We start from the raw sequence: 24,459 nt of genomic DNA on the forward strand, positions 1-24,459 counted from the left end.
CAAGGTTGAGGTAACGATGGGATCGATCGAACAACTCCGAGATGAAATCGCTGCCAGCAAAGTTATGATCGGTCTGCAGATTGGCGACGGTTTTGTCTTCGGTACGGCGCGCTTTCTGGCAACTGGCGTTCATGTCAATGTCAACGTGGACCCTGAACTGGAAGACAGGTCGGGAATAGATTTCGGAGCGCTCGTCGCCGCCACCAAACGGGTTCTTGAGGTGAGCCCTCAAGTCTGGCGGCGGATCATCGATGGCATCGCTGAAGAGATCGAGGGCGCTATCGGTGGCGAGAATGTGATCGAGGCCACGGATCTGCGTGACAATTTGGCCATTCGTTCAGTGGTCGTTTTTGCTGACGCCACTCTCCTATCCTTTGTGGCCCCGATGCAGTTTCCTGACAGTTGGATCCGCGTGCAGTTGGACGAGGACTTCAAGGTGGAGGATGTCTCCATCGATCCGAAAGATGAGGATTAAGACCATTGAATCCGCTACGGAGCATCATCTGAGGCTACAGAGCCGGAGTTCTACTGAAACGTATTCAGCCCCACCTTGTCACTGGCGGAGCTGGCAAAAATTGTCTACCGATAACCTGTGCGAACCCAGCAAGAAGCAAGTGGGCACCCACTGGCGTTTAGTGTCCCTTGGACGCTTCGTCTTTCTTCGCCTGATCGTGATGCCACTTAATGGCATAGTACATGCCGATACCCAGCACTATGATCTTGAATGGGAAGAAGACATATGGGAACCAATCTACCCAAGAACCATCAGACATTTCGAGTGCTTTCATTCTGTTGATCAGAATTGTCTATCCGCAAGGATAGCACTCACTCGAAATGCTCCTCCAACGCCTTCATTGCAAGGTGTGTGGCCATGGTCTTATTGACGCAGGCCGCGACGCGCGCGGGATTGGGAAGGAGATGAGGCTGACTGTCTATCTCACGAGTTTCAAACGTCCGTCGACTAAGAGCGTCCCAAATGGAAACGGCACCCCAAGGTGCCGTTGGGTTTCTAACCCTTTCATACAAATTCGGTTTTAGAGCGACGTTTATCCACCGGGAGCGAATCCGAAGCGGTTGTCGTTCGCTGCGACTAGGCTACCCGCGTTGATGACGGTACCGCGCATCGCGGCTTCGTCGTTCAACCTCTCGAAAGCGGCGCGACCGTCTGGCGGCAACCACTTGTCCCGAACCATAGCCGGCTCCGTTCTGCGTGGAAACCAACAACCTTATTCCTGTCAAAGCCAGCCTGACTCAGAGCATGGTTACGCAAGGTCAGGCAGGCCGCCGATCAGCTTGTCCAGAGTCATCGGATAGTTCCGGAGGCGGATACCCGTCGCATTGTGGATCGCGTTCGCGATCGCTGCCGAGACGCCGCATAGTCCGAGTTCGCCAATGCCCTTCGCCTTCATCGGCGAGGAAATCGGATCGGTCTCATCCATAAACACGACGTCCTGGTGCGGGATGTCGGCATGCACCGGCACCTCGTAGCCAGCCAAGTCATGGTTGACGAAGAACCCCCGACGGGTATCAACCGCAAGTTCCTCCGACAACGCCAGACCAGCACCCATCGTCATCGCACCAATCACCTGGCTGCGCGCCGTGATCGGATTAAGGATGCGGCCGGCGGCACATACCGCAAGCATGCGACGGATTCGACTCTCGCCCGTAGCCGCATCGACACCCATCTCCACGAAATGTGCTCCGAAGGTCGACTGCTGATGGCTGTCCGAAAGTTTCTCCCACTCGACCTTGTCCTCGACCACCAGTCCTTCGGCGCCCGCCGCTTCGGCAAGAGGAACCGAGCGCGAACCGGAGCGGACCCGACCGCCCTCGAAGACGACGTCCTGTTCATTGAACCCGAGTTTCTGCACAATAGCGTCCCGAAGCTTGACACAGGCCGCATAGACACCCGAGGTCGAACAGTTCGCACCGAACTGCCCGCCGGAGCCTGCGGATACGGGAAAGCGAGAATCGCCAAGCTGGACCGCAACCTTGTCGATCGGTAACCCCATCATTTCCGCAGCTGTTTGGGCGAGGATCGTGTAACTGCCGGTTCCGATATCGGTCATGTCGGTCTCGACGGTGACGACCCCTTCCCTGTCCAGACGCACGCGTGCGCCCGATGGGACCAGGAGGTTGTTGCGGAATGCGGCCGCAACACCGAAACCGATCATCCAGTTGCCTTCGCGACGAGCACCAGGACGAGCTCGTCCATGCCAGCCGAAACGTTCCGCTCCAAGCTTGAGACAACCGACGAAATCGCGATGCGAAAACGGGCGCTCAGGCTTCTCCGGATCCACCTGCGTGTCGTTGAGTATACGGAACTGCACCGGATCGATGCCGAGCTTTTCGGCCATTTCGTCGATGGCAATCTCGAGCGCCATCAGTCCCGGCGCCTCGCCGGGCGCGCGCATGGCGTTGCCTTCGGGAAGGTGCAGCGTTGCCAGCCGCATTGCCGTCATGCGGTTCTCGCCCGCATAAAGAAGCCGCGTCTGCATGGCAGCCGTTTCCAGCTGGCCATCGGGCTGGTCGCCGGACCAGCTTTCATGGGCGATTGCTGTTATTTTTCCATCGCGAGCCGCACCAATGCGGATGCGCTGGATCGTCGCTGGACGATGCGTCGTGTTGTTGACGAGGAACGGCCTCGGTAGCGCGACCTTTACGGGCCGCTTTGCTGCTTTTGCACCGAACGCGGCCAGAACCGCGTCGGCGCGCAGGAACAGCTTGCCACCAAAGCCGCCGCCGATGAACGGCGACATGAGGTGGATTTTTTCCTTGTCGACACCAAGCGTTGTTGCGAGATCGGACCGCCACCAGTCGATCATCTGGCTGGACGTCCAAACCGTCAGCTCATCACCGTCCCAGGCAGCTATGGATGCATGCGGCTCCATCATCGAATGCGACTGATCCGGGGTCGTGTAGGTCTCGTCCAACGTCACTTCGGCGGACTTGAATGCACCTTCGAAATCTCCAACGGCGCTATCTGGTGGAGCACCGCCGGCGTCTTTCGGCTTGACCGCCGAATCTCTCGCATCGGCGAGATCATACGTACCCTGCTCTTCCGTGTAGTCGACCTTCATCAGGGCGGCGGCTGCTCGGGCCTGTTCAAACGTCTCGGCAACGATTACGGCGATTGCCTGGTGGTAGTGCTGGATCTCATCGCCACCGAAGAGTTTCGCGGTATTGAACTTGCCCTTTTCGCGTTTGCCGACGTCAAGCGTCGTTACCACGGCAAGCACGCCCGGCGCGCGTTTGGCAGCATCGACTTTTATCGAGATGATGCGGCCCCTGGCGATGGTCGATCCCACGGGATAACCGTAGGCGTAAGGCATGTTCGGATCATGCCACTCATAGGCGTAAATCGCCCGCCCAGTCGTCTTGAGCTCGCCGTCGATGCGGTGGACAGGCTGGCCGACCATCTTCAGCTGGTCGATCGGATTGGTAGTTGCTGGTGTATCGAACTTCATGGCGATCATCCTCTCGCTTCGGCGATCACGGCGCTGAGTGTGCGCTCAACGAGATCGATCTTGAACTTGTTCTGCTCGGTAGGATGAGCGTCGGCAAGGAGAGCCTTCGCTGAGACCTTTGCTCCCTTGGAGAGTTCCTCGTCCGCAGCTTCGAGGCGCCAAGGCTTGTGAGCGACGCCCCCAACTGCCACCCGCCCCGTGCCGTCCGGCTGAATGACTGCACCGACAGAGACCAGGGCAAACGCGTAGGAAGCACGGTCGCGGACCTTGCGGTAGATTTGTTTTCCTCCGATCGCCGGCGGTAGCACCACTGCGGTAATGAACTCGCTCCTCTCCAGGACCGTTTCGATCTCGGGCGTATCGCCGGGCAAGCGATAGAAGTCGGCGATCTGGATTGTTCGGCGGCTACCATCCGGCTTTACGGTCTCGACGACCGCATCGAGTGCACGCATGGCGATCGCCATGTCGCTCGGATGCGTGGCGATACAGGTGTCGCTCACCCCCACCACGGCGTGCTGGCGACTGAAGCCGCCAATGGCAGAGCAGCCACTTCCCGGTGACCGCTTGTTGCAGGGCTGTGCGGTGTCATAGAAGTATGGACAGCGCGTGCGCTGCAAGAGGTTACCCGCGGTCGTCGCCTTGTTGCGAAGCTGGCCCGAAGCGCCGGCGAGCAAGGCGCGCGACAAGAGCCCATAATCGCGCCGGACGGTTACGTCGGCGGCGAGGTCGGTGTTGCGAACCAGCGCTCCAATGCGCAGCCCACCCTCAGACGTCTTTTCTATCGTGTCGAGCCCGAGACCATTCACGTCGATCAGATGTGTCGGCGTCTCGATCTCGAGTTTCATCAAGTCGAGAAGATTGGTGCCACCGGCAATAAACTTTGCCTCGGAGTTCGAGGCGGCCGCCTTGACTGCAGCCTCTATGGATAAGGCCTTTTCGTAGGTGAAGGCTTTCATGCTTTTGTCCCCGCTACTTCGACGATGGCCTCAACGATGTTGGAATAGGCACCGCAGCGACAGATATTGCCACTCATCCGCTCGCGAATTTCCGCCTCGCTGATCGATGTCCGCACGTTTAGGTCGCCGGTGACGTGGCTCGGGATGTTCGCCTCGATCTCCTCAAGCACCGCCACGGAGGAACAGATTTGTCCTGGCGTACAGTAGCCACACTGGAAGCCGTCATACTTGACGAACGCGGCCTGCATAGGGTGCAGATTACCGGGCTGTCCAAGTCCCTCGATCGTCGTCACTTCGTCGCCGTCGTGCATCACGGCCAGCGAAAGACACGAGTTGATGCGGCGTCCACCGACCATCACCGTGCACGCCCCACACTGACCGTGATCGCAGCCCTTCTTGGTGCCGGTCAGGTGAAGATGCTCACGGAGAGCGTCGAGAAGCGTCGTCCGATTATCAACGTCGAGGTCGCGGACTTGTCCGTTGACCTTCAATGATACGCTTGATGTGTGATTCATGGTTTCTCCTGCGGACTGGGCTGCCGCCGCCCTGGTGACAGTGGTGGCAGCGACGGTCGCGGCCGAGGAGATAAGTAAATTCCGGCGTGAAAGTTCAAATTGACTGGTGCCTGGCATGGTCAGTTCCACTTCATCGATTGGAAAAACCAAAAGTCGCGCATCACCGGAGCGAGATCGCGGATCATTAAACACTAACGCATCAACGAGTGATCGATAGTGGGAGTTCCCCGATAGGTCTTATCGATAGCACGCATAAATCAGCGACGGGCCGGGATTTCCATTCCCTCCTGCGGCGCATTGTGGCGGATCCCCGGACGTCGGTTGCTCAGCTCCCAAACCTGAGGAGCGGCCAGCGACGCGAATATGGTCGGAGCAACCTTCCATGCCGATTGAGATATCCTCCACTCAACGAGCGGAGCGAAAAATTTGGCTGAAGAATTTTTTTGCGCGCCGACGCGCTGAGAAACCGGGAGCGCATCCCGGCTGTCGCCCATGAATTGTTTGTAGAAAAAGTGTCGGTGTGTCTCTGGACGACGGTCGATGTGGCGGTTAAGCGAAGGATGGCTGGTGAAAGGACCGTCCGTCTTAGAGGCGCAAACCGACCGAGCTGACACCGCCCTTTCCAGCGACGCATCGCTCGTCGATACCGCTGTCGTTAGCGTCCGCGACAAGTGTACAAGGCAAGTCATCACCGTTAGGGCAGGTCCTCTGCGGCACGCCAAAACGATAACGTTGCGGCAGCCATTCATATCGCTAGCAATCGACCCAATCAGGCTCGCTTGTAAAACAATGCAGATTCCTGGGGTCGAAAGTCTTCGCCTTGAACAGCACCTCCGATCCTGCTGTTCCTAAATCTTTATACAGTTGATGGGATCCACGATGACCGAGAAATTTCCAAACCTACCGCTCCTGAGCGGAATCGAACAGCCGTTCACCTAGTGCATTTGCCTAGCAGCAATTTATTTCTGCAGTGATAGCGAGTACCGGGTATGCCGGCGTTCACCCGTCCGCGTAAATGCACCGATCTCTACGAGCTGCTGAAGGTCACGTGTTGCTGTAGCGCGGGAGGTATCTGTGATCGAGATGTAGTTTTGGGCACTTAGCCCTCCCTTGAAGCCTGCCGTGCCTTCCTTGAAGATGCGCGCGACTACCTTTTCCTGCCGCTCGTTCAGCTGGCCTCGAAAACGATCATAGAACTTTGCTTTCTGAATGAAGAAATCTATGCGCTCAAGCGTCGCCCGTTGAGCATCCAGTATCGTTTCTGAAAAGAAAATGATCCACTCGGTGATATCAAGCGTGCGCTGGTGCCGCTCAAGCTCGGAGTAGTAGGCCTTCCGGCTCTTCTCGATTGTGAAGGCGAGAGAAATGAGACTTGGCTGCCCTATGTTTTGCGCTAGGGATTTCTCAGCGAGCGCGCGCCCAATTCGGCCGTTGCCATCCTCAAATGGATGTATGCTTTCAAAATAAAGATGGCCTACTGCTGCGCGCGTTAAAGCTTGAAGCGACGTTTGACCATTTGGCCCGGATTGATTGAACCATGCGATGAAAGTCTCCATCTCATCGGTAACCTGGCGAGACGGGGGAGCCTCAAAGTGGATTGTCGGCTTATCCAGTCGACCTGACACGATCTGCATGGCGTCTTCATGCGTGCGGTAAGCACCAACAGTTTCAATATATCGATTTCCGGCCATCAGCATTGAATGCCACTGGAACAGTCCCTCATGACGCAGCGGCCTATGCCAGCTTCGATAGACATCCGCCATCATCTCGGCGATCCCCCGCTCCTGGGGGCGGATCTGTCTGTCATCAGTGTTTAGCCCGAACTGTCGGCGGAGTGACGACTGGACGCTCACGTGGTCGAGATATTCCCCCTCTATCTCTGAGGTCTTGACCGCTTCGTCGCTCAGCAACTCAATACGAAGTTGGTTGCTGTCGTCCTCGTTGAAATGCCGGACAGCACCGATAACCTCGCCGGCGGACTGCAGGAATCTCTGCTCCAGCGGTACCAGGCTTGCGGTGTCGTACCTGAAGTTTGGCCAATCCGTGTTTTGCCAGTTCCATTTCATGAGTTATAGCGCCCCTCTCTATAACTCATAAATATTGCCATATATGAGCTATTGCAAGTCCGTCTATCGCTCAGCGCCACAAGCTGCGGCTCTCCATTCAAGACGCAGCGATCAACAGATAGCCTCTTGCCCTAAACATATTTTTTTAACGGGCGCCTCATATTCCCGCTCGCCCTTGGTACTGATGCCGAGAGAAACGGAATGAGTATGATCAAACACGACATTTCATCACGTCATTTTCAGCGAAAAATTTCGGAGTTCTGCGAGATTCGTATCGCTTCGATCGCATCCAGGCGAGCGTTGGAGAATATACGGCCTTATCTAGCCAGTTTGATTGTCGACCGAAAATCGCCACCACTTCTGAACCATATCGACTGGACGATGATCGGTCAGGCCTGTGGGATCGAAGCCGAGTTGACGGTAGAACTGAAAACGCAGCTCCGGCCAGGGCTGGATGCCATCATCCGATGGCTCGGCGCACCACCGGCAGCCGAAGAGCGACGGCCGCCAAAGTCAAAGGCTCGCCCGACCAGAATCGTTCCCGCCAAGAAAGCGGCTTCCGCACGCTCCGCCCGACAGCCACAGCGCGCGGCGACCAACGGTGCCTTTGCCCGGTCCGCGTCGCAGCGTCGACGAGAGCGCCGTTCCTCTTTATTTGGAATAGCCCGAAGAATAAAGGACCGCGCCTAGTTTTGCTCTTGAGCCGATCTGAACCAACGACCCGGTTATTCAAGAATCCCCCAGAGCTCGTAAGGTCATCAAGAACTTGGCTTGCAGTATGACCGATGAAAGCCCGCTTATCATAGGACGGCCAGAACAGTTTTCTGTAATCGCCGCCTTGAGATGACGATCGTTATGGCTTCCGCCACCTTTCGCGATCTGCCTGCTCAACGATGGCCCTCTGTCATGTCTTCGATGGCAGCGTCCGCGCGCGGGCAACCTTGATCGTCTGCCGCAGGCAATTTCACAGAATGGGTCAGTTCCGGTATATCCTTCTTGCCAGCCCAGACTCATCGCGTGGAAGGGTGAGCTTAATCAGAAGCCCACGTGCTTGCCAGTCCCTCGACACCCGGCCTTTCAGGCTCTGCACCAACATCCTTTCGAGGGTTGTTCCGAAGCCGACATCCTTGCTCTGACCTGCGGTCGTGGGGCCCGGATCGAATAACCGCTGCTGCTTTGCCAATGCAGACGTTCGTGTCACGGTATTCAAAACGAGTTCGCGAAACTATCACCGGGTCGAGAGAATTTAATCTCATTTAGCGTTTTCAAAAGGATGAGCACGGACGCGGAGTGAATGGTGTAATAAATAGTTTGCGCATCCCGTCTTGTGGCGACCAGCTTTCGGTTTCGCAACTTCGCCAGGTGCTGGGACACCGCCGACTGGCTCATGCCAACGTGTTCGCAAATGGCGGAGACCGAAGTCTCGCTCTGGACAAGCAGTTGAAGAATCGCGAGGCGCACCGGGTTTGCCATTGCCGAAAGCATTCGCGCCGCATGCTCGCTCTGTTGCGCAGTCAACTTTGAAGGCGTTTCCGTTCCGCTCATGCCGCTGGGTACCCATTTCTCAGTTTTGTTTGTAGGCCAGAACAGCCACATTGCAGTTCTCCCTACCATCGCCGTCAGGCCGCAAATTGCATTACGCAATACCTATGCCAATTTTGCGACTCCGAAAGATCAACAAGTTATCGATTCAGCCATGATGGCAACGGACAAAGTGTCTCCTATTTCCCGGCAAAATGTCCTGCCGAATTTTCCGTTGTATAGTTCGAAACGTTTGATTTCATTGTTCTATTGTGCTGATCTTTCTTCAGAAGTCGCTGTCTTATGTACTTCATGCTTACGGCGAGCGTCGTGATGCGATTGACGCGGAGATTAGATGAAGCTCAGCTACGAACTGCTGCTTGTCAGCACCGAATGGATTGTGCGTTTGGGCGCGCTCGTCGTCATCCCGCAGCGGCGCTCGCCCTCCTCCGCACGGGCATGGCTGCTGCTGATTTTCTTTCTGCCGATCGCGGGGATCATTCTGTTTCTGGCGATCGGGAACGACCATTTCCCCAAGTGGCGACGGGCACGGTTTCGGTCCCTGCAGCTGTTCTTCGAGATGGCGACAGATAGCCTGAAGCCCTTTCAGGCTGTTCTCGAAGCCAGGCAGCAGCCCGTGGCGGAACTTGCAGCTGCTCTTAGACGATTTCCCGCCACGGATGGAAAGAGGATTGAGCTGATTGACGATTATGACGGCATGATCGACAGGCTTGTAGCAGATATCGATGCATAGAGCTGGCTCGGGAAATCTGCACAGGGGGATAAGTGGAATTTCTGCCTGACTTCGGCTTGGATGCCGGGAACAAGAGATACCATGACGAGACGACCGCGCCGGAACCACAGCCCGGCTTTCAAGGCAAAGGTGGCGCTCGCCGCCATCCGAGGTGAGCAGACGCTGGTGGAATTGTCCCAGCAGTTCGATGTGCACGCCAACCAGATCAAACAAACAGTGGAAAGACCAGCTCCTTGAGGGGGCGACGGGTGTGTTCGGCGATGAAACGAAGGCGGAGCCAACGGGTCCGACCATCGATGTCAAAACGCTGCACGCCAGGATCGGCGAACTGACACTGGAGAACGATTTTTTGTCCGGTGCGCTCGGCAAGGCGGGATTGCTGGGCGGAAAGAAATGATCGACCGCGAGCACAAGCTATCCGTCGTGCGCCAGGCGAAGCTTCCCGGCTTCAGCCGTGGCAGCGTCTATTATTCTCCGCGCCCAGTGTCGAACGTCGATCTGGCTTTGATGCGCCGGATCGACGAACTGCATCTCGACTACCCGTTCGCGGGAAGTCGGATGTTGCAAGGGCTCTTGAGAGGAGAAGGTCTGGAGACCGGGCGGCTACACATCGCCACGCTGATGAAGAAGATGGGTATCGAGGCGATCTATCGTCGGCCGAACACCTCCAAACCAGCGCCAGGGCACAAGATTTATCCCTACCTGCTGCGAAAGTTGGCGGTCATCCGACCCAACCAGGTCTGGGCAATGGATATAACGTATGTTCCGATGGCTCGCGGCTTTGTCTATCTTTGCGCTGTCGTGGACTGGTTCAGCCGACGTGTTCTGTCGTGGCGATTGTCAATCACGATGGAGGCGGACTTCTGTATCGAGGCGGTCGAGGAGGCGCTTGCGCGTTACGGCAAACTCGACATCTTCAACACCGACAGGGATCGCAGTTCACCTCGATGGACTTCACGGCAGTGTTGAAGAAAGCTGAGATCGCCATCTCGATGGATGGCAAGGGCGCTTGGCGGGACAATGTGTTCGTCGAACGGCTCTGGCGTTGATCAAATACGAGGAAGTCTACCTCCACGCCTATAAGACCGTGTCCGAGGCCCGCGTCGGCATTGGCCGATATCTGACCTCCTTTTATAATAGCCGACGCCCACATTCATCCCTTGACCGGCAGACGCCGGATCAGGCCTACTTCAACGCTTGGCACCAATGATGGTGGCGGCATAATCGAGGCGGAAATCCACTTAACGAAACGCCCGAAACTGTTCAGACAAACCGAACCACCTCTCCGCGCAGGACTACTCGCAATCACGGTACTGCTTTGTGTCATCGTTCTGATAGCGATCGGAACGCTGGTCGCCAGACCCGCAACACCGGAATGGACGGATGTCGCTCTGATTGTTCTGACGCTGATATTGTCATGGCTTTTTGCAAATACGGTCTTTGCGGTGCATTACATCCACCTCTTCTGCTCCCAGGAACAGGGAAAAGATCTCGGTGGACTGGAGGTGCCCAATACTCCGAACCCCTGGGTACTGGGATATAATCTATTTCAGCTTCACACTGGGAATGACCTTCCAGACTTCGGATATCACGATAACTGGCTGGCATATGCGGAAGGTCGTCCTGTTCCAGTGTATGGCGGCATTCATTTTCAACATGGGCGTTCTGGCTTTCACAATTAACGCACTCGGAAGCCTATGAAAACGCGACCACGGACTATGCCTCTGGCATGGCGTAATTTTGCGCCCAAAACCGCAATTCAAGTCATTTTGGGGTGGGGGTGGCCGGTAGATCGACACCCAGCAGCTTCATGACGGCCAGCGTCGTTTTGAGGTTCGGATTTCCACGCTCGCAGAACGAGCGGTAAAGCTGTTAGCAAGATGGCCGGTTTTTCCTGAGATTTCGGTCACGGCATCTGCGCGTGCGACGACGTCAGGCGCTTTGGCAACATTGGCCACGTCGCCAGTTTCTAAGGTACAACGATCAACGCCGCAATTTCTTCATCGTCAACCAGCCCGGCAGCACGGTTAGGTAGTCAGCCTTTCAGCCGTCTTTTTGCTCCATTCCTTGGCACCGGAAGAACCCGCGAATTCATTGGTCAGAAGCGGCGGAAGCGGGCTCCCGGACTTCGAGAGCGAAACATGAATGCAGCTGCGCAGTTGAGGTGATGAGCAGCCGAGTCTAGAAGTGCGGTTTAAAAGTAAGCGCTGGGTGAGCACCCGAGTGATCGGCGGAACATGGCAGAAAAGGCGCTTGGGCTATTGTAGCCACACTCAAGGGCGACATCGAGGACGCTTCTCCCTTCTGCCAGCATCGTCAAGGCTTCGAGCATCCGGGCCTGTTGGCGCCATTGCCCGAAACTCATGCCGGTTTCACGTCTGAATGTCCGCATAAAGGTGGCTCTGCTCATGTGAAGCCTGGCGGCTGCATCTTCAATGGAGAGATTTTCCGCCAAATTGGTACGGAACCGCTCGCACATTTGCGCCAAGCCGGAATGCTTCGGTGTAGGCAGATTGAGCGGCTGCGCTGGCTGAAAGGAAAGTTCCATCAGGAGCAGCCTGACGACGGCGTCCGCTTGCTCCCGACTTTGTGGCTTCTCAGCAAGCTCGGCAAGTTTCAGGATCAATTCCCGCAAAAGAGGGGTGATCGTCACCACAAGGCATTCGTCGGGAAGCCCCCCCATTTCGCTTGTGTCAATCAGAAGTGACCGGAACTGCACGCCTGCATGGCTAGACGTTTGGTGCTCCAGTCCCGGCGGAATCCAGACAGCCCGGCTTGGCGGGACAACCCAAGTGCCCCGATCCATCCTGATCGATACAACCCCGCTGACGGCATATAGAAGCTGAGCGTCTTCATGACTGTGCCTCGGCCCCGAAAAGCGGTTTTCGTCGTGGGTAATGACGGCGATCTCGTTGGTAATGTTTATGCCGCTTTTCAAAACTGATCCTTTTGCGACGATCGATGATCATCTGGCGTTAGAATATCAGCTTCGCGCTCACTACGGTAGGCCATCCAACAGCAGAGAGTTTTCGCCAGGTGACCGACCGCAACCGCCTAATTGACTGCATCGAAGAGCCGCGACCTGCGGCGCTCGGCGTGGCCGTTGGAGGCGCGGCCCATCCGCTTGCCTGTTTGGTGATTTGCGTTGCGTTGCGACTTACCGGCGATCGTCGGGCCTGACGGCTTCCCGGCGATCGTAATGGCCGTGTCGAATCCTTCACAAAACGCATCGCAATGGATCACGCCATGTTGACCAATCCTGAAATCAAATACCGCCCTTTCGTCTCTCCTATCGAGTTGCAAGATCGCAAGTGGCCGTCCAACCGGCTCACGAAAGCGCCCCGCTGGTTATCCACCGATCTGCGCGACGGCAATCAAGCGCTTGCCGATCCGATGGATGTGGAACGCAAGCTACGTTTTTATGACATGCTGCTCGCCGTAGGCTTCAAGGAAATTGAGATCGCCTTTCCATCGGCGTCACAGACCGAATTCGACTTTGTCCGTGCGCTGATCGAAGAAGATCGGATTCCCGACGACGTAACAATTCAGGTGCTTACCCAATCCCGTAAAGATCTTATTGTCCGCACCTTCGAAGCGCTCGAGGGCACGCGCCGGGCGATTGTTCACCTCTACAACGCAACGGCTCCGCTGTTCCGCCGCGTGGTCTTCGGGATGGAGCGGCATCAGATCATCAATCTGGCCGTCACCGGCGTCACGGCGATGCTGGAGGAAAGCCTGAAGCGTTCCGACACCCACTGGACCTTTCAGTATTCGCCCGAAACCTTCTGCTTCACCGAGCCTGATTTTGCGCTTGAGATTTGTGAACGGGTGTTGGACGTTTGGCAGCCGACCTCCGAACGTCCAGCGATCCTCAACCTGCCGGCAACGGTCGAAGTCGCGACACCCAACGTTTATGCCGACCAGATCGAGTGGTTCGGCCGCAGCATCTCGCGCCGTGATGCGGTGGTTATCAGCGTGCATCCTCACAATGATAGGGGAACGGCCGTGGCGGCGGCCGAGCAGGCGTTACTTGCCGGGGCCGACCGTGTTGAGGGATGCCTGTTCGGGAATGGCGAGCGGACCGGCAATGTGGACCTGGTGACGCTGGCAATGAATTTCTACACCCAAGGGATCGATCCGAAACTCTATTTTCCCGCGATCCGCGATGTCGTGAATACCGTCGAGCATTGCAACGGACTGCCGGTGCACCCGCGCCACCCCTATGCCGGCGAACTGGTGCACACGGCCTTCTCGGGCTCGCACCAGGACGCGATCCGGAAAGGGTTCACGGCCCACAGAAAGCGCAATGACGGTATCTGGGAAATGCCCTATCTGCCAGTTGATCCGGCAGACATCGGCGAGACATACGAGGCGGTCATTCGCGTCAACAGCCAGTCTGGCAAAGGGGGTATTGCCTGGGTGATTGAACAGGACAAGGGTTTGAAACTGCCGCGCTCGCTTCAGATCGATCTCAGCCGCCGTGTGCAGGAGTTCGCTGAGAGCACCGGGAGGGAAATCACGGCCGCTATGATCTGGTCGATCTTCGAAGATGCTTACCATCTAACCGGGCCGCAGCCGTTTGAACTGATTGATTATCAGGATGAAAGCCGTCGCAGCGCCGGGAAGGAACGCGTTTTTGTCGGGCGCATCCGTCACAGAGGTCGTGTTATTGCGATCACAGGTCGTGGGAATGGCCTGATCTCCAGTGCGGTCTCGGCGCTGGAGGAGGGCTGTGGGGTGATGTTGGAAGTCCTCGACTATCACGAACATTCCCTGAAACGCGGCGCGAATTCCCAAGCGGTCGCCTACCTGAAATGCCGCACTCGTGATGGCGTCACGGTTTTCGGGATCGGCATCGACGAGGACATCGCCACGGCTTCGGTCAAGGCCGTCCTCAGCGCAGCAAACGCCAGCTGAGTTTGCCAAAGTCTTGGCGCTACCAAGACATCCTCTAAGTCGCGCTGGCGCCGATCGTCGGCCTGATTATCTCTAATCATGAACTGGGGACCCGCGATTCCGCGGCCACGCCGTTATAGAACAGCAGGAATCAGGGTGATAAATCGGTTGTAATCGATGCGGGGAATATCATGAAGAAAGAAGCGACAGGCACTTTTGACGTGAAACTCGCGCCGGTCGGCGCCGGTGAAGGCCCGATTGGAAACATGTCGATCGACAAGACCTTTCACGGCGATCTGCAAGGCACCAGTGTCGGCCAGATGCTTGCATTCCGCAGCAACGTTGAGGGCTCGGCCGGCTATGTCGCGATGGAGCGCATGACTGCCAGCGTCAACGGTCGGCAAGGTACGTTCATGCTCCAGCATAGCGGGCTGATGGATAAAGGCGAGCAATCCCTGACGGTCGTCCTCGTGCCGGACTCCGCTACGAACGGACTGGCAGGCCTAACGGGGACTATGAACATCGTCGTCGCCTCGGGGCAGCGCGATTATCAGTTCCGCTACACGTTGCCGGACTAAGCGATCGCGAGCCACGTCAGCAAAAGCCAGTGGACATGTTGTACCCAAGGGGTTCGGATCGTGTGCTGAGAGGCTATTGCAAAGATCGCGGTGACGCACAAGCGAGCGGCGAAGATCTTCTGCGACGTCATCGATGAGCAATCTCAAGCGGCGTCGTTTCAAAGTGAAGTGATTTTTGTGCCCGTTGCGCTGATCTACCGCTATCGTGTCAACGACCGTGACCTTGGACGGATGATGGCGCACCTCTACTTGAAGAGGCAGGATATTGGCCTGCCCTTGTAGTGCAGCCGTACGAGTTTTAGAGAATCGCGGTCGCACTGACCTGCTCCTGGATGATTTAGAGTTCAAGTTCATCGAGAGGGCTGCGTCCCACGAACGCCTTCTGTAATGCATCCCTGCGTCAGCGCTTTCCGCCCCGCATGACGGCTGCAGCGCGGCGATCGATTTCCTCGTCATAGTCAAAGAAGGAGCCGCAGAAACTATCGAAATCGGCGGCCACGAAGGCCAAAGGCACCGTTTCATCATCCTCCATTGCACCGACCCCATGGATCGTCATGTACTTCACCGAGCCATGCTCCGGCCCCGGCTGGAGATCAAGCACAAGGATGTCCCCGGAGATCGTCTGGCCGATGCCGACGGTATCCTCGCGCCCCCAGCGGCGGACTGTGACCTGCAGGGCCTTGAGGTCGAGAGCCTGCTTCGCATGCCCGAGCGCATGAAAGTAGCGAAAGAGCGTCGCGTTCTCCGACAGGATTTCATCATTCGGATCGAGGAAACGCTCCAGAAAGAGGCGCGCCTCCGGAGAATACTCATACCGGAAACCCCGTGGCGACACCTTGCCTCCATTCATCCGCAGCAAAAACTGTCGATACGCCACCGGCAACGAAACGCCAAGCTCCTGTGCGAAGGCGGCAAGCGCCTCTTCACTTGGCAGCCCGACTGCGGATTCTCCATCAAAGGGTCGGAATTCGATCGGCCCCGATGCGCCTTCCACAACCTTGATCACCATAGAATTTCCTCTCAATCATCAGAAGACGGCCTCTGCCGCGATACTATACCCACCATCGTGCGGAATAATGGCGTCGTGGTGGGTGGTGGGTGGTGGGTCGAGTCCCCAAGTTACATTGCGGTGCCGTCAAGGAAGCCCCACCAACTAATGATGAAAAATAGCCAAAGCGGCCCGCTCAACCAACTAAGGGAACGGGCCGCACGATCACCATGCAAGCGGAAGAGAACGCGCATGGGATTGAAAATCAGGCGGCGCCCATACGGTGTGCGGTTTGGTTATCCGGGCTTACGCGTCCACGGCCGGTCCTGAAACGTATTCAGCCCCACCTTGTCACTGGCGGAGCTGGCAAAAATTGTCTACCGATAACCTGTGCGAACCCAGCAAGAAGCAAGTGGGCACCCACTGGCGTTTAGTGTCCCTTGGACGCTTCGTCTTTCTTCGCCTGATCGTGATGCCACTTAATGGCATAGTACATGCCGATACCCAGCACTATGATCTTGAATGGGATGAAGACATCTCACGAGTTTCAAACGTCCGTCGACTAAGAGCGTCCCAAATGGAAACGGCACCCCAAGGTGCCGTTGGGTTTCTAACCCTTTCATACAAATTCGGTTTTAGAGCGACGTTTATCCACCGGGAGCGAATCCGAAGCGGTTGTCGTTCGCTGCGACTAGGCTACCCGCGTTGATGACGGTACCGCGCATCGCGGCTTCGTCGTTCAACCTCTCGAAAGCGGCGCGACCGTCTGGCGGCAACCACTTGTCCCGAACCATAGCCGGTGCCGATCCGGTGCCAGAAAATGGGCCTGCGATATTCTGATTGCGTGTTCTGATCATGCAGGATGTGCTCCATACGGAGCAACAATATATAGTATTTTAGGCCGGGTTCTGTGATCCACGCCTGCAAAATAAGGGTGCCCCGACGTGAGCCACACACATACTTTCCGAGAGAGAGGCGAAAACGGCTAGTGGGTCTGCGAAATATTTTTTGGATAGATCACACGACATAAAAAGCCCCGCTTTCCGCGGGGCTGTGTATCTAGCCGGCTGCTTGAAGATTGGGTCTATGTTTGCCCGCGGGCAACGAACTTGTCATAACCATCGGCATCCCTGCCTCAAGGCAAGCTGCGATGAAGGAGGCCATGTATTTCTCGATCGAGACCTGAGCCTTGCCCGGCATGATGCGGGCACGAAGCTCGGGCGTGACGACCTCCAGATGCATGCCGAGCGCGTCGATGCCGGCATCCTTCATGATCTCGAACCAGACGTCGTCTTCCGGCGGCTCGCATTGCGCCTGGATCGGAATGTCGATCGCCGCCTTGATGGCACGGGCGCTGTCAGCGAGGATCGAGGCGCCGCGATCCGATCCCTTCGGCGTCCCCGTCGTCATCACCATATGCTTGACGCCGTCAAGCTCGACGGCGGCTTTTGCCACTTCGGCCAGCTGCTCCGGCGTCTTGTGGGCGATGGTACGGCCGGCGGCGAGCGACTGCCGATGCGGAGGATCTGCTCGCCAAGCGCGGAGTTGTCGTCAGCCGGGAAACTGTTCGGCTCCGGGTCAATCGCTTCGGTTGTCATTTCGCGAACTGCATCCGCAGGGACCGGCCAAAACCCAAAGACAAGTGGCACATGGATGAGACCGTCATCAAGATTGGCGGCAAGAAGTTCTGGCTCTGGCGCGCCATTGATGCCAACAGCGTGTTCTCGATATCCTGGTTCAGGCTCGCCGCAACAGCAGGGCTGCCAGGCGCTTCTTCTCAAGACTGATCAAGCAGTTTGGTCAGCCGCGCGTGGGCGTGACGAACAAACCGGGCAGTACGTAACGCCGATCCAGGCCATCGCTCCAGATGCCGATCATCGGGCGCACAAGGAGCTGAACAACCGAATTGAAAACTCCCATCGGCAGACCCGAAAACGCGAGAAGATCATGGGTCGGTTCAAAACACCACTTCAGGCACAGCGCTTCCTGTCAGCCCACGAGCAAATCAACACCATCTTCCGCCCCCGCCGCTACACGCTGCCTGCCATTTCATACCGCCGCGCGGGCTGATGCGTTCAGCCTGTGGGCTGAGTATGCCGCTGAAATGACAGTCTACTGGCAACACGGCGTCGATGGCACCCAGCGCCAAACAACTTGGCACTGCCCCCGGGATGTTGACGGGCGCCATTGCGATGGCGCACGTGACCCACTGCATGAACTTAAAGATCAAGCCGCCTTCTGCGCTTCGATCTGCGCCGGAGCATTTGACGTCAGCGCAGGTGTGCTTTGGATCGAGATCTTCCGCGACTTCAAGGCCTCAGGGATCTCACGGACCAGCGCGATCGAGAGAATACCGTTGTTCAACTCCGCTCCCTTCACCCGGACATGGTCGGCAAGCTCAAACCGGTGTTCGAACGGGCGTCCGGCGATGCCACGATGCAGGTAGCCATCCGCTGGTGCCTCCTGCTTCTTGCCGGTGACGGTCAGCAGATTGGATTGGAAGATGATATCGAGATCGTCCTGTGCAAATCCAGCCACCGCGATCGAGATCCGGTAAGTGTCGTCATCGCTTTTGACGATGTCATAAGGCGGCCATTCGCTGGTCGACCGGGCGCGCCGGGCGTTTTCCAGAAGATTGAAGATCCGGTCGAAGCCTACGCTCGAGCGGTAGAGAGGTGCGTAGTCGTAAGATGTTACCATAGCCATATCCTCCTTGAAGCAACATGGGTACGGGAGTGCCAAAAGCGGCGCTCCCCGGCGAAACCAGCCCTTGTCTCAGCGGCTGGCGGCAAATGAGTTGGTTTTGGCGATTTTCCGGTTCAAGATCTGCCGCAAAAATTTTACCGATCCCAATTTGCTCTATCTTCAATGCACTGATCGACTGAGAACGCGATGCGGGTACGCCGCCTTGAACTGCGAGATCATCGCGCAAGCTTGCTGCAATACCCGTTCAGTCGTTTCGGGATTGTCGCGCGCAAGTTCGTCGGCGTTTGTGCGGATCGCTTGTGCCATATTGGCCGACATCACAGCAAAACGGCCCTCACCATAGACCAGCGCATCTTGCGAGGTGGTCTCAAGCCAACGAGCAAAATCGGTGATGATCTCCTCCCTCTCCGGGATACTGGCACTCTTGATGATCCTGATATTTTCTTCCATGTGGCCTCACTCCGTACAGACGTGGAAAGCGATCGGGCTCATCAAGCCCCGATCGCCGGGTGAGCTAGGAAGTGGAAAAGTCAGATTCAAGCCTTAATGCAGCTTGAACTCGCCATCGACACGCCGCCATTCGTTGGGCCCGATCAGGCGCTGATGGCTGTAGCGAACCGAATGCAGCGGCCCATCGAGGGACGCCCGCCAAAAATCCAGGAACTTGTGCATCTCGGGGAAAACGGGCGCGAGATCGTAATCCTGCCAGACATAGGTTTGCAGAACGGATTCAAAGTCTGGGATGCGATAGAGGATGTGGGCAGTCGTCAGTCCGTAGCCATTGAGCTGTCGCTCCAGGTCAGATGAGAATTGCATGCTTCATCTCCATTTCGTAACAAGGTGAAGGTGACGTAAATTCTGATCGGCATCAAGACAATTCTACATTACCAGTTAAAATTACTTAGCGATTGCAGTATGTTAGCAGCCGCGATGGCCGAGTGCTAATTTTTCCAGAACACCCTCTTGAAATCGAAAAATCCCGAAAATAAATTTTGCCCGCGAACGCTTGAGTGAGGTTCGCACCCGCCCGGACTGGTCATCCGGTCCGGCCTGGGTCTTCAACGTCATCATTTTTGCTCAACGGAGGAAAACATGTCGTTCCGACCGCTTCATGATCGCATTCTCGTCCGCCGGGTCGAATCCGAAGAAAAGACCAAAGGCGGTATCATCATCCCTGACACTGCCAAGGAAAAGCCGCAGGAAGGCGAAGTTGTCGCCGTTGGGCCTGGTGCACGAAACGAGGCCGGCCAGATCCAGGCGCTCGACGTCAAGGCTGGCGACCGGATCCTGTTCGGCAAATGGTCAGGCACTGAAATCAAGATCAACGGTGAAGACCTGTTGATCATGAAGGAAAGCGACGTCCTGGGTATTATCGAAGCCCAGGCCGAGCAGAAGCAGGCTGCGTAATCACGCACCGTCCGCCATCAGTCAAAAAGCTGCCTATTGAAGGAGTGAACAAATGGCTGCGAAAGAAGTCAAATTCAACACCGATGCCCGTGAACGCATGCTGCGTGGGGTCGATGTTCTTGCCAACGCCGTCAAAGTAACGCTTGGTCCGAAGGGACGTAACGTGGTCATCGACAGGTCGTTCGGCGCGCCGCGCATCACCAAGGACGGCGTCTCGGTCGCCAAGGAAATCGAACTGGAAGACAAGTTCGAGAACATGGGCGCGCAGATGCTGCGCGAAGTGGCGTCAAAGACCAATGATCTCGCCGGCGACGGCACCACCACCGCAACTGTTCTTGCCCAGGCGATTGTCAAGGAAGGTGCCAAGGCGGTTGCGTCGGGCATGAACCCGATGGACCTGAAGCGCGGCATCGATATTGCCGTGGAGGCAGTCGTTAAAGAGCTGAAAGCGAACGCCCGCAAAATTACCAGCAATTCGGAAATCGCACAGGTTGGAACGATCTCGGCCAATGGCGACGAAGAGATCGGGAAGTACCTCGCTGAAGCGATGGAAAAGGTCGGCAATGAAGGTGTTATCACCGTCGAGGAAGCAAAGACTGCCGAGACAGAGCTGGAAGTCGTCGAGGGCATGCAGTTCGACCGCGGTTATCTCTCGCCCTACTTCGTGACCAACCAGGACAAGATGCGGGTAGAGCTCGAAGACCCTTATATCCTCATCCATGAGAAAAAGCTCTCCAATCTCCAGGCAATGTTGCCGGTGCTGGAAGCCGTGGTGAAGTCCGGCAAGCCTCTGCTGATCATTGCTGAAGACGTCGAAGGCGAAGCGCTCGCGACCCTCGTCGTCAACAAGCTGCGTGGCGGCCTCAAGATTGCGGCGGTAAAGGCGCCAGGCTTTGGTGATCGCCGCAAGGCCATGCTCGAAGACATCGCTATCCTCACCGGTGGCACTGTGATCTCCGAAGACGTCGGCATAAAGCTGGAGAACGTCACGCTGAATATGCTCGGCCGCGCCAAGAAGGTGGCAATCGAAAAAGAAAACACCACCATCATCGATGGCGTCGGCTCCAAGGCCGAGATTGACGGCCGCGTGGCCCAGATCCGCGCCCAGATCGAGGAGACGACATCCGACTACGACCGCGAAAAGCTGCAGGAGCGTCTTGCCAAGCTCGCAGGCGGTGTTGCCGTCATTCGCGTCGGCGGCTCGACCGAAGTCGAGGTGAAAGAGAAGAAGGATCGCGTCGATGACGCCCTTCATGCAACCCGCGCAGCCGTCGAAGAAGGTATCCTGCCCGGTGGTGGCGTAGCCTTGCTACGTGCAGTCAAAGCGTTGGAGGGTCTGCCGACTGCCAATGAAGATCAGCGGGTCGGCATCGATATCGTCCGCCGCGCAATCGAGGCACCTGTGCGTCAGATCGCTGAAAATGCCGGTGCCGAAGGTTCGATTATCGTTGGCAAGCTCCGGGAAAAGAGCGAGCTGTCGTTCGGATGGAACGCGCAGACCGGCGAGTATGGTGACCTTTATGCTCAGGGGGTCATCGATCCGGCCAAGGTGGTTCGCACCGCCCTGCAGGATGCGGCCTCTGTTGCCGGCCTCCTGGTCACGACGGAAGCGATGATTGCCGAAAAGCCAAAGAAGGACGCCGCTCCCGCCCTGCCCGCTGGTCCGGGCATGGACTTCTAGGTGAGCTGTGGCCTGCCCCATTCGTGGGGTGGGCCATTTTTGGGGAGATGGGAGGGTGGCGTCGCCTTAATCGAGGCGAGTGCGCAAGAAGGCTCATCGGCGGATGTTTATGCGTTGATTGACGCGGCGATGTCTCGCCATGTTGCGATGGCGTGGGAACGGAGCTTGCGATGATCTGCGGCGGTCAGTTGTTTTCGGTGGAGAAGAAAGAGATTGGCGATCTGGCCGTGGGTTGACACAAAATGCTGGCATTGCCGCGCCGACTTGAAGCGCATCATACGTCGCTCCCGTCGTCGCACGGGAAGATGTGAATTCTCGGCACGGTTGTTGAGGCATTTGTGGGAACGATGCTCGACGCCCGGCATCAGTTCCGCCTTCGCGGCAGAGTAGGACCGCAGCTTTTCGCTCACCATGACCCGTGGCGTGGCACCCTGGCCTTTCAGCAGCTTTCTCATCAGTCGCAGCGCTGCTCGCCTGTTTCTTCGGCTTTGCAAAAGCGCATCGAGGACGTAGCCATTGGCATCGACGGCGCGCCAGAGCCAGTATTTCTTTCCTTTGATGGAGACCACCATCTCGTCAAACTGCCACCTGTCGGCAAACTGGCCGCGCCAACGCCGCCGGAGTTGATGAGCGAATTTGAGGCCGAACTTCGCCGCCCATTCCGAGACGGTCTGGAACGAGACCTCAATGCCGCGCTCGGCGAGCAGATCCTCAACATCGCGAAAACTGAGTGGAAACCGATAGTAGAGCCACACAGCATGGGCGATGATCGCGGCGGGGAAGCGATGGCGTCTGAAGTGAGCATTCTGGACTTCGGTCATTTCCACCAATTACCAAACCGATCTCCACCAATCCCTTAAGGCGACGCCACCGTGGGATGAGATACCAGGACTTGCAAGTTAGCAGATCCGCGTGCGAGCGGAATTCCGTACATTTGCAAAATATGTTGCGGAATTCCGCTCGCACGTATAAAAGACGTCTATGCGGATTTCCGCATTTTTCTCACCATAAAGCGGAATTCCGCATGACCCCTACCGTTTTTCAGTCATTGGGCGAACAACTGCTCGCAGCCCGCAAAAAGCGTGACCTGAGCCAACCGGCGCTCGCCGAGCGACTTGGCCGAAATCGTGCCCGCATATCGGAACTGGAACGTGACCTTGCCAACAATCGCTTGGGCAGGGACCGTCTGACTCTGTTTGCCGAACTCTGCGATACGCTTGATCTCGTCCCTGTGTTGATCCCGAAATCGCGCATGGAAAGCGTGCGTCTGCTGGTCGATGACATACCTGCTCCAAGACATTCGACCGAGGTTCCGAGAGCTTTCGACGAGCTCTTCATCGACCTCGATGACGATGAGACAAAGGAAGGGTAATGGCAAAAGCAGCGGCGGTTCTTGGCGTCTTCATGCTCGACGAAAAAGGAGGGTCCGTCCGGGCCGGGACCCTGACGCGCGACGCCGATGGTGCGGTGTCCTTCGTCGTTGCGGAAAGCTTCCTGCGGGACGCGACAAGGCCAATCCTCAGTCTCGGCTGGTATGATCCCGATTCCGACCAAGGTACGCGCGAAAGGCTCGCCTCGCGGGGAGACAAAATCGGGCTGCACGGAAGGTTGCCGCCTTGGTTTTCCGGGCTTCTGCCAGAAGGAGCCCTTCGCGACCTTGTGATGACGGAAATGGGTCCGGGCGATCACGACGAATTCGACGTGCTGACCCGCCTCGGAGCGGACTTGCCTGGCGCGGTGTTCATTGTCCCAGAGACCGACATACCGGCGTCGGCAGGACCACTGGACCTCGGAAAGGTCCATGGCTTCAAGGCGCCGCTTCCCGAAGGAGCGGTGAAATTCTCGCTGGCAGGCGTCCAGTTGAAATTTACCGGCAACCCGGATGGCGACGGTCTGACGGCCCCAGCCCGGGGAGAGACTGGTCGTTGCATCATCAAGCTGGGCAGCGAACGATTTCCCAATCTTCCCGAAGCAGAGTTCGCCGCTATGCAGATGGCAAGCGCCATAGGCGTCAGAATCGCGCCGTGTCGACTCATCTCTCGCGACGCGATCCGGGATGTACCAGCCGAATTGCTGCAGCACGGCAAAAACGTGCTTGTCGTGGATAGATTCGACAGGTCTGCTGGCGGCCGCATCCAGATCGAGGATGCCGGCCAGGTTCTCGGTGCTGTAGGTGACCGCAAATATACGATGGGTACGACCGAGACGGTCATCAACATGGTTCGCCGTTTCAGCACCGATCACCGCGACGACGTTCTGGAAGCCGTCAGGCGTGTCGTCGCCGACGTGCTTCTAGGCAATGGCGACAATCACCTGAAGAACTGGTCCTTCTATTTCCCGAAGGCCGGCCAGATTAGGCTATCGCCCGCCTACGATATCGTGCCGACCGTCCTGTATCTCCCCCGGGACGAGATGGCGTTGCGCTTCGTCAGGACGCATGATTTCGATGCAGTCAACTTGCATCGCTTCGAACGGGTTGCGAGCTTTATAAGGCTCGATCCAAAGCTCATCACGCGCGAAGTCGAGCATGCCGTCCGACAAGCCCTGGAAATTTGGCCAAAGATTGCTCCCGGTCTTTTGGGATCCGACTCTTCGGATCGGGTCCTGAGGCGGCTCGACACGTTGACGCTCGTCCATGAGGTCCGTGTAAGGATCGGACTATGATCGAGGTCGCGTGGTGGCGTCGCCTTAAGGGACTGGAAGCGTGCGGGACCTATGCAATGGCCGCTGAAGCGCCTGAAGGATGCCGAAAGTGCGGCCTTGATGCGGCGGTTCCAGTCAGACAGCCTTCACAGCTATGGCACTTTCAGCGGCCGCAAGAATGGTTTCTTCGCCTGACCGAGGCCGCCAGCCTAGCACTCGTTCTGCCTTGGCGCTGGAGAACACATGCTCTTGTTGATTTGCACTGAGAAGTGACCCGGCAT

22 protein-coding genes and 4 pseudogenes are annotated in these 24,459 nt (G+C 57.1%); 14 read left to right on the forward strand and 12 right to left on the reverse strand.

The window, feature by feature from the left end; translation table 11 throughout:
• Window positions 1–16: 16 nt before the first annotated feature.
• On the forward strand, window positions 17–475 hold the full coding sequence (locus RAC79_RS17635; RefSeq protein ID WP_374997395.1) for a hypothetical protein: 459 nt from the start codon (window positions 17–19) through the stop codon (window positions 473–475).
• Window positions 476–1,262: 787 nt separating this feature from the next.
• On the opposite strand, the gene paoC is transcribed toward RAC79_RS17635, so the two are convergent.
• The 4 genes from paoC to RAC79_RS17655 form a co-directional block, all read right to left on the reverse strand.
• Entirely contained in the window at window positions 1,263–3,467 is a 2,205-nt protein-coding gene (gene paoC / locus RAC79_RS17640; protein WP_374997396.1) for an aldehyde oxidoreductase molybdenum-binding subunit PaoC, read from the reverse strand.
• Between the two features lie 5 nt (window positions 3,468–3,472).
• Window positions 3,473–4,423: an FAD binding domain-containing protein gene (locus RAC79_RS17645; protein WP_374997397.1), complete on the reverse strand. Its 951-nt coding sequence runs from the start codon at window positions 4,421–4,423 to the stop codon at window positions 3,473–3,475.
• On the reverse strand, window positions 4,420–5,067 hold the full coding sequence (paoA, locus tag RAC79_RS17650; RefSeq protein ID WP_374997419.1) for an aldehyde dehydrogenase iron-sulfur subunit PaoA: 648 nt from the start codon (window positions 5,065–5,067) through the stop codon (window positions 4,420–4,422). The genes RAC79_RS17645 and paoA overlap by 4 nt, the downstream gene beginning before the upstream one ends.
• 830 nt (window positions 5,068–5,897) lie before the next feature.
• Entirely contained in the window at window positions 5,898–7,004 is a 1,107-nt protein-coding gene (locus tag RAC79_RS17655; RefSeq protein ID WP_374997398.1) for a Fic family protein, read from the reverse strand.
• A 201-nt stretch (window positions 7,005–7,205) separates the two neighbouring features.
• On the opposite strand from RAC79_RS17655, the gene RAC79_RS17660 reads away from it, so the two are divergent.
• Complete coding sequence (locus RAC79_RS17660; RefSeq protein WP_374997399.1) at window positions 7,206–7,694, forward strand: hypothetical protein; 489 nt, start codon at window positions 7,206–7,208, stop codon at window positions 7,692–7,694.
• 516 nt (window positions 7,695–8,210) lie between these two features.
• On the opposite strand, the gene RAC79_RS17665 is transcribed toward RAC79_RS17660, so the two are convergent.
• Entirely contained in the window at window positions 8,211–8,549 is a 339-nt protein-coding gene (locus RAC79_RS17665; protein ID WP_374997420.1) for an ArsR/SmtB family transcription factor, read from the reverse strand.
• Window positions 8,550–8,880: 331 nt separating this feature from the next.
• Between RAC79_RS17665 and RAC79_RS17670 the strand changes: the two genes are divergently transcribed.
• The 4 genes and pseudogenes from RAC79_RS17670 (at window position 8,881) to RAC79_RS17685 (ending at window position 10,980) form a co-directional block, all read left to right on the forward strand.
• Entirely contained in the window at window positions 8,881–9,279 is a 399-nt protein-coding gene (locus tag RAC79_RS17670; RefSeq protein WP_374997400.1) for a PLDc N-terminal domain-containing protein, read from the forward strand.
• Between the two features lie 81 nt (window positions 9,280–9,360).
• A pseudogene (locus tag RAC79_RS17675) lies at window positions 9,361–10,489 on the forward strand (IS3 family transposase).
• A pseudogene (locus RAC79_RS17680) lies at window positions 10,440–10,736 on the forward strand (DUF1345 domain-containing protein); the annotation flags it as partial. The pseudogenes RAC79_RS17675 and RAC79_RS17680, both read left to right, overlap by 50 nt.
• Before the next feature lie 109 nt (window positions 10,737–10,845).
• Window positions 10,846–10,980 carry a DUF1345 domain-containing protein gene (locus RAC79_RS17685; protein WP_374997401.1) on the forward strand — a complete coding sequence of 45 codons (135 nt, stop codon included), beginning with the start codon at window positions 10,846–10,848 and terminating at the stop codon, window positions 10,978–10,980.
• A 493-nt stretch (window positions 10,981–11,473) separates the two neighbouring features.
• Here the strand turns inward: RAC79_RS17685 and RAC79_RS17690 are convergent, their stop codons facing one another.
• The gene (locus tag RAC79_RS17690) at window positions 11,474–12,217 is read right to left on the reverse strand and encodes a helix-turn-helix domain-containing protein (protein ID WP_374997402.1); all 744 of its coding nucleotides are present in this window, start codon (window positions 12,215–12,217) and stop codon (window positions 11,474–11,476) included.
• 308 nt (window positions 12,218–12,525) lie between these two features.
• On the opposite strand from RAC79_RS17690, the gene leuA reads away from it, so the two are divergent.
• From leuA to RAC79_RS17705, 3 genes are all read left to right on the forward strand, one after another.
• Window positions 12,526–14,196 (forward strand): 2-isopropylmalate synthase, encoded by a 1,671-nt coding sequence (gene leuA, locus RAC79_RS17695; RefSeq protein ID WP_374997403.1) that lies wholly within the window; start codon window positions 12,526–12,528, stop codon window positions 14,194–14,196.
• A gap of 170 nt (window positions 14,197–14,366) precedes the next feature.
• Window positions 14,367–14,753, forward strand: coding sequence for a DUF3224 domain-containing protein (locus RAC79_RS17700; RefSeq protein ID WP_374997404.1), 387 nt, complete (start codon window positions 14,367–14,369; stop codon window positions 14,751–14,753).
• Window positions 14,754–14,843: 90 nt separating this feature from the next.
• Complete coding sequence (locus RAC79_RS17705; protein ID WP_374997405.1) at window positions 14,844–15,035, forward strand: hypothetical protein; 192 nt, start codon at window positions 14,844–14,846, stop codon at window positions 15,033–15,035.
• A 118-nt stretch (window positions 15,036–15,153) separates the two neighbouring features.
• Here the strand turns inward: RAC79_RS17705 and RAC79_RS17710 are convergent, their stop codons facing one another.
• Both RAC79_RS17710 and RAC79_RS17715 read right to left on the reverse strand, forming a co-directional pair.
• The gene (locus tag RAC79_RS17710) at window positions 15,154–15,747 is read right to left on the reverse strand and encodes an SMI1/KNR4 family protein (protein ID WP_374997406.1); all 594 of its coding nucleotides are present in this window, start codon (window positions 15,745–15,747) and stop codon (window positions 15,154–15,156) included.
• Between the two features lie 1,104 nt (window positions 15,748–16,851).
• A pseudogene (locus tag RAC79_RS17715) lies at window positions 16,852–17,253 on the reverse strand (radical SAM protein); the annotation flags it as partial.
• On the opposite strand from RAC79_RS17715, the pseudogene RAC79_RS17720 reads away from it, so the two are divergent.
• Window positions 17,190–17,848: pseudogene (locus RAC79_RS17720) on the forward strand (IS6 family transposase); the annotation flags it as partial. The pseudogenes RAC79_RS17715 and RAC79_RS17720 overlap by 64 nt on opposite strands.
• A 119-nt stretch (window positions 17,849–17,967) precedes the next feature.
• Here the strand turns inward: RAC79_RS17720 and RAC79_RS17725 are convergent.
• The 3 genes from RAC79_RS17725 to RAC79_RS17735 form a co-directional block, all read right to left on the reverse strand.
• A complete protein-coding gene (locus RAC79_RS17725) occupies window positions 17,968–18,441 on the reverse strand; it encodes an Hsp20 family protein (RefSeq protein ID WP_374997407.1) in 474 nt (157 codons plus the stop codon).
• Window positions 18,442–18,606: 165 nt separating this feature from the next.
• Window positions 18,607–18,897 (reverse strand): hypothetical protein, encoded by a 291-nt coding sequence (locus RAC79_RS17730; protein ID WP_060726592.1) that lies wholly within the window; start codon window positions 18,895–18,897, stop codon window positions 18,607–18,609.
• A 93-nt stretch (window positions 18,898–18,990) separates the two neighbouring features.
• Entirely contained in the window at window positions 18,991–19,263 is a 273-nt protein-coding gene (locus RAC79_RS17735; RefSeq protein WP_334428069.1) for an usg protein, read from the reverse strand.
• 276 nt (window positions 19,264–19,539) lie between these two features.
• Between RAC79_RS17735 and groES the strand changes: the two genes are divergently transcribed.
• Both groES and groL read left to right on the forward strand, forming a co-directional pair.
• On the forward strand, window positions 19,540–19,854 hold the full coding sequence (groES, locus tag RAC79_RS17740) for a co-chaperone GroES (RefSeq protein ID WP_262528983.1): 315 nt from the start codon (window positions 19,540–19,542) through the stop codon (window positions 19,852–19,854).
• A gap of 52 nt (window positions 19,855–19,906) precedes the next feature.
• Complete coding sequence (gene groL, locus RAC79_RS17745) at window positions 19,907–21,535, forward strand: chaperonin GroEL (RefSeq protein WP_374997408.1); 1,629 nt, start codon at window positions 19,907–19,909, stop codon at window positions 21,533–21,535.
• 107 nt (window positions 21,536–21,642) lie between these two features.
• Here the strand turns inward: groL and RAC79_RS17750 are convergent, their stop codons facing one another.
• The gene (locus RAC79_RS17750; RefSeq protein WP_374997409.1) at window positions 21,643–22,356 is read right to left on the reverse strand and encodes an IS6 family transposase; all 714 of its coding nucleotides are present in this window, start codon (window positions 22,354–22,356) and stop codon (window positions 21,643–21,645) included.
• 203 nt (window positions 22,357–22,559) lie between these two features.
• Between RAC79_RS17750 and RAC79_RS17755 the strand changes: the two genes are divergently transcribed.
• Both RAC79_RS17755 and RAC79_RS17760 read left to right on the forward strand, forming a co-directional pair.
• Entirely contained in the window at window positions 22,560–22,907 is a 348-nt protein-coding gene (locus RAC79_RS17755; RefSeq protein ID WP_374997410.1) for a helix-turn-helix domain-containing protein, read from the forward strand.
• Window positions 22,907–24,199, forward strand: coding sequence for a type II toxin-antitoxin system HipA family toxin (locus RAC79_RS17760; RefSeq protein ID WP_374997411.1), 1,293 nt, complete (start codon window positions 22,907–22,909; stop codon window positions 24,197–24,199). The genes RAC79_RS17755 and RAC79_RS17760 overlap by 1 nt, the downstream gene beginning before the upstream one ends.
• The last annotated feature ends 260 nt before the right edge of the window (window positions 24,200–24,459 follow it).

The organism is Agrobacterium sp. LR_9 (genome assembly GCF_041954855.1).
In the GTDB taxonomy this organism is placed as follows: domain Bacteria; phylum Pseudomonadota; class Alphaproteobacteria; order Rhizobiales; family Rhizobiaceae; genus Agrobacterium; species Agrobacterium leguminum.

Bases quoted from the DNA above. Each gene is read 5' to 3' on its own strand.
- RAC79_RS17635 (WP_374997395.1), top strand. From the start codon at position 17: ATGGGATCGATCGAACAACTCCGAGATGAAATCGCTGCCAGCAAAGTT.
- paoC (WP_374997396.1), bottom strand. From the start codon at position 3,467: ATGAAGTTCGATACACCAGCAACTACCAATCCGATCGACCAGCTGAAG.
- RAC79_RS17645 (WP_374997397.1), bottom strand. From the start codon at position 4,423: ATGAAAGCCTTCACCTACGAAAAGGCCTTATCCATAGAGGCTGCAGTC.
- RAC79_RS17655 (WP_374997398.1), bottom strand. From the start codon at position 7,004: ATGAAATGGAACTGGCAAAACACGGATTGGCCAAACTTCAGGTACGAC.
- RAC79_RS17660 (WP_374997399.1), top strand. From the start codon at position 7,206: ATGAGTATGATCAAACACGACATTTCATCACGTCATTTTCAGCGAAAA.
- RAC79_RS17665 (WP_374997420.1), bottom strand. From the start codon at position 8,549: ATGAGCGGAACGGAAACGCCTTCAAAGTTGACTGCGCAACAGAGCGAG.
- RAC79_RS17670 (WP_374997400.1), top strand. From the start codon at position 8,881: ATGAAGCTCAGCTACGAACTGCTGCTTGTCAGCACCGAATGGATTGTG.
- RAC79_RS17685 (WP_374997401.1), top strand. From the start codon at position 10,846: ATGACCTTCCAGACTTCGGATATCACGATAACTGGCTGGCATATGCGG.
- leuA (WP_374997403.1), top strand. From the start codon at position 12,526: ATGTTGACCAATCCTGAAATCAAATACCGCCCTTTCGTCTCTCCTATC.
- RAC79_RS17700 (WP_374997404.1), top strand. From the start codon at position 14,367: ATGAAGAAAGAAGCGACAGGCACTTTTGACGTGAAACTCGCGCCGGTC.
- RAC79_RS17725 (WP_374997407.1), bottom strand. From the start codon at position 18,441: ATGGTAACATCTTACGACTACGCACCTCTCTACCGCTCGAGCGTAGGC.
- RAC79_RS17730 (WP_060726592.1), bottom strand. From the start codon at position 18,897: ATGGAAGAAAATATCAGGATCATCAAGAGTGCCAGTATCCCGGAGAGG.
- RAC79_RS17735 (WP_334428069.1), bottom strand. From the start codon at position 19,263: ATGCAATTCTCATCTGACCTGGAGCGACAGCTCAATGGCTACGGACTG.
- groES (WP_262528983.1), top strand. From the start codon at position 19,540: ATGTCGTTCCGACCGCTTCATGATCGCATTCTCGTCCGCCGGGTCGAA.
- groL (WP_374997408.1), top strand. From the start codon at position 19,907: ATGGCTGCGAAAGAAGTCAAATTCAACACCGATGCCCGTGAACGCATG.
- RAC79_RS17750 (WP_374997409.1), bottom strand. From the start codon at position 22,356: ATGACCGAAGTCCAGAATGCTCACTTCAGACGCCATCGCTTCCCCGCC.
- RAC79_RS17755 (WP_374997410.1), top strand. From the start codon at position 22,560: ATGACCCCTACCGTTTTTCAGTCATTGGGCGAACAACTGCTCGCAGCC.
- RAC79_RS17760 (WP_374997411.1), top strand. From the start codon at position 22,907: ATGGCAAAAGCAGCGGCGGTTCTTGGCGTCTTCATGCTCGACGAAAAA.